General features: G+C 64.9%; 3 protein-coding genes. 1 reads left to right on the top strand and 2 read right to left on the bottom strand.

Features of this window, described 5'->3' with window-relative positions:
* Positions 1–1,127, top strand: a 1,127-nt coding sequence (gene mgtE, locus EN935_RS27555; protein ID WP_127373820.1) for a magnesium transporter, incomplete at its 5' end; no start/stop codon positions are given.
* Between the two features lie 58 nt (positions 1,128–1,185).
* Here the strand turns inward: mgtE and EN935_RS27550 are convergent.
* Together EN935_RS27550 and EN935_RS27545 are read right to left on the bottom strand one after the other, a co-directional pair.
* Positions 1,186–2,334, bottom strand: a complete 1,149-nt coding sequence (locus EN935_RS27550) for a serine hydrolase domain-containing protein (protein WP_206534580.1) — start codon at positions 2,332–2,334, stop codon at positions 1,186–1,188.
* Between the two features lie 32 nt (positions 2,335–2,366).
* On the bottom strand, positions 2,367–3,384 hold a 1,018-nt coding region (locus tag EN935_RS27545; RefSeq protein ID WP_127373818.1), incomplete at its 5' end, for an FAD-dependent oxidoreductase.

Raw genomic sequence — 3,384 nt, 5'->3', positions numbered from 1 at the left:
CCGCCATGTCGGTCGACCGCGCCGCCGACATCCTGCGCGAGCTCGACGAGCCGGCCCGTTCCGAGCTGCTCGGCGGGCTTGCACCACCGCTGCGCGTAACGCTGCTTTCCATTCTCGGTTATCCCGAAGGCAGTGCCGCATCGATCATGACGACGGAGTTCGTCAGCGTACCCTCGGACTGGACCGTGGGCCGCACGCTCGACTACATCCGCAAGGTCGAGCGGACGCGCGAGACCGTCTACGCGATCTATATCGTCGATCCGGAAACGCACCTGCTTGTGCGGTCGACCGGCCTGCGCCGGCTGATCACCGGTGAGCCGGACGACTCGATCATGACGGTGGCGCCGGATCGTGTTCCGGTGACGGTCAGCCCGCTGACCGATCGCGAAACCCTGGCACAGACGATCTCCAAATACGATCTGCTTGCCGTCCCGGTCGTCGATCACGGCAAGATCCTCGGCATCGTCACCATCGACGACATCATCGACACGATGATCGAGGAGACGACCGAGGACGTCCATCGTTTCGGCGGCATGGAAGCCCTCGACGAGCCGTATATGAAGATGAGCTTCCTCGCCATGATCAAGAAGCGCGGCGGCTGGCTGTGCGCGCTGTTCATCTCAGAGATGCTGACGGCCAACGCCATGCAAAGCTATGAGGGCGAGTTGGAGAAGGCGATCGTGCTGACGCTGTTCATCCCGTTGATCATGAGCTCGGGCGGCAATTCCGGCTCGCAGGCGACGTCGCTCGTCATCCGGGCGCTGGCGCTGCGCGAGATCGGTCTTCGTGACTGGTGGCGGGTGGCGCTGCGCGAACTGCCGACTGGCCTCGTGCTCGGCGCCATGCTGGGCGTGGTCGGCATCTGCCGCATCGCGCTCTGGCAATATATGGGCTTCTACGACTATGGCCCGCACTGGCCGCTGATCGCCACGACGGTCGGCGCGGCACTGGTCGGTATCGTCACCTTCGGTTCGCTGTCGGGGTCGATGCTGCCGTTCGCCTTGAAACGCATCGGCTTCGATCCGGCCAGCGCATCGGCCCCGTTCGTCGCCACGCTGGTCGATGTCACCGGGCTGGTGATCTATTTCTCGGTGGCGCTGGTGATCCTGCGCGGAACGCTGCTCTGAGCGGCACACCTGTCTCCGCCGCCGGCCATCGCCGGCGGGGGTTCCGACCTTCCCTGTGTCAGGCCTGCCTGCCATAGATCGCGTCGCGCAGTGCATCGGGGAAGGCGCCCGTCATGCCTGATATGGCGGTGTTGGTCAGCGTCACCACCGTCAGGTCGAGCGTCGGATCAACGAACCAGGAATGACCGTAGACACCGCCCCAGCGCCAGGTGCCGGCGGCCTGGGGCGTCGACGCGGCAAGCGGGTCGCGCAGGACGCCAAATCCGAGACCCCAGCCCCAGCCGGGCATGGTGGTCTCCAGGCCCGCTATTGCGTCCGTGGTCATAGCCGCTGCCGTTTCGGGGCGGATGACCGATCCACCCCTGGAACGCAGCGCCTCAAGAAGCTTGAGGACGTCGCCGGCGGTGCCGTTCATGCCGGTGCCGCCCGAGGCGAAAGACGCGGGATCGAAGACGCGCCCAGGCGAAAATGAGATGGCGCCATCGCCGAAGGGCACGCGATGTTGCTCGCCCATGGCGATGGCCTTGCCGGGTCCATCGGCGTAAGGCGTCACCAGCCGCGATCGATCGCGCACGACAAAGGCTGCGTCATCCATGCCGAGCGGCTGGACGACCAGGCGATCGACCAGCTCCGGCAGGGTGGCGCCAGTGGCTCTCGCCATGGCCTCGCCCAGCACATCCATCGCCACCGAATAGCCCCAGCCCGTTCCCGGCACATAGGACAGCGGCACCGAGGCGATGCGGCTGAGGTTCTCGGCCATCGAAAGGCCGGGCTGGTCAAGACCGTCGGAGATCCCGGCGCGATGATAGGGTCCGTCGGCTGCCTCGCGGAAGCCGTAGCTCAGGCCGGCGGTATGCGTCAGCAGCTGTCGCAGGGTGAGGACGTGCTCGCTGCCGTCCGCCAGTTTCGGTTTGAATTCAGGGATGAATTTCGTCGTGGGATCGTCGAGGCCGATCACGCCGGCTTCGACAAGCGCAAGTGCCGCGGTCGCGACGACGGGTTTGGTCACCGACGCCAGCCGGAAGATCGCGTCCGCCGCCATCGGTTTCTTGGATTCGCGGTCCGCAAGGCCGGCGGCGCGGCTGTATAGGGTTTCGCCGCGTCGGGCGACGAGGATCACCGCGCCGACAATGCGCTCCTCCTCGACGGCCCTATCGACAACCTGATCGACGCGTCCGCCAAAGTCATGGTCGAGCGGTGCGGGCATTGATTGCTCCCTTGGCGACGAGCCAACCGGCATCAGCCGACGCGCTCGCCGTCCTTCACGCGATAGGTCGGCTTGTACATGGTGACCAGTTCTTCCGCCGCTGTCGGATGCACCGCCATTGTCCGGTCGAAATCATCCTTGGTCAGCTCGGCTTTCAGCGGAATGGCGAGAAGCTGCGCCATCTCGCCGGCATCCGGCCCCAATATGTGGGCGCCAAGCACTTTCTTCGACGCGCCATCGACCACCAGCTTCATCAGCATCTTCTCGTCGCGCCCGGACAGCGTGTGCCGCATCGGCCGGAATGTCGCGCGGTAGATTTCGATGTCGGAGAATCGTTTGACGGCATCGTCCTCAGACAGGCCGACGGTGCCGATCTCCGGCTGTGAAAACACTGCGGTCGCAATCGTCTGGTGGTCGGGTGCGGTCGGATTTCCCTTGAAGGCGGTTTCGATGAAACACATCGCCTCATGGATCGCCACCGGCGTCAGTTGTACGCGGTTGGTGACGTCGCCGATCGCCCAGATGTTGTCGACGTTGGTGCGCGAGTATTCGTCGACCGCGATCGCGCCGGTCTTGGTCATCTCCAGACCGATGCCTTCCAGGCCCATATTCTCGGTGTTGGGAATGCGGCCGATGGCCAGCATCACCTGGTCGACCGTCAGCACCTTGCCGCCGCTGACGAGCGCGTCGAGCCGGCCGTCCGGCCGCTTGCGCACCCATTCGGATACGGAATGGCAGAGGATCTTTATCCCCTTCTTCTCCATCGTCTCGTGCAGCATGCGCCGCAGATCCATGTCGAAGCGGCTGAGGATCTCCTTGCCGCGATAGACCAGCGTGGTGTCGACGCCGAGGCCGTGGAAGATGTTGGCGAATTCGACGGCGATGTAGCCGCCGCCTTCGATCATGATCGCCTTGGGCAGCTCCTTGAGGTCGAAAGCCTCGTTGGAAAAGATGCAATGTTCGTGGCCGGGCAGCGCCGGATGCGCCGCCGGGCGGCCGCCGGTGGCGATCAGGATCTGGTCCGATGTGACGGTGCGATCCTCGCTGAGA

The organism is Mesorhizobium sp. M7D.F.Ca.US.004.03.1.1 (assembly GCF_003998635.1).
Taxonomy (GTDB): domain Bacteria; phylum Pseudomonadota; class Alphaproteobacteria; order Rhizobiales; family Rhizobiaceae; genus Mesorhizobium; species Mesorhizobium loti.
This window is presented reverse-complemented; position numbering and strand designations above follow the sequence as displayed.

Coding starts and splice junctions, on each gene's coding strand:
- EN935_RS27550 (WP_206534580.1), bottom strand. CDS start 2,334: ATGCCCGCACCGCTCGACCATGACTTTGGCGGACGCGTCGATCAGGTT.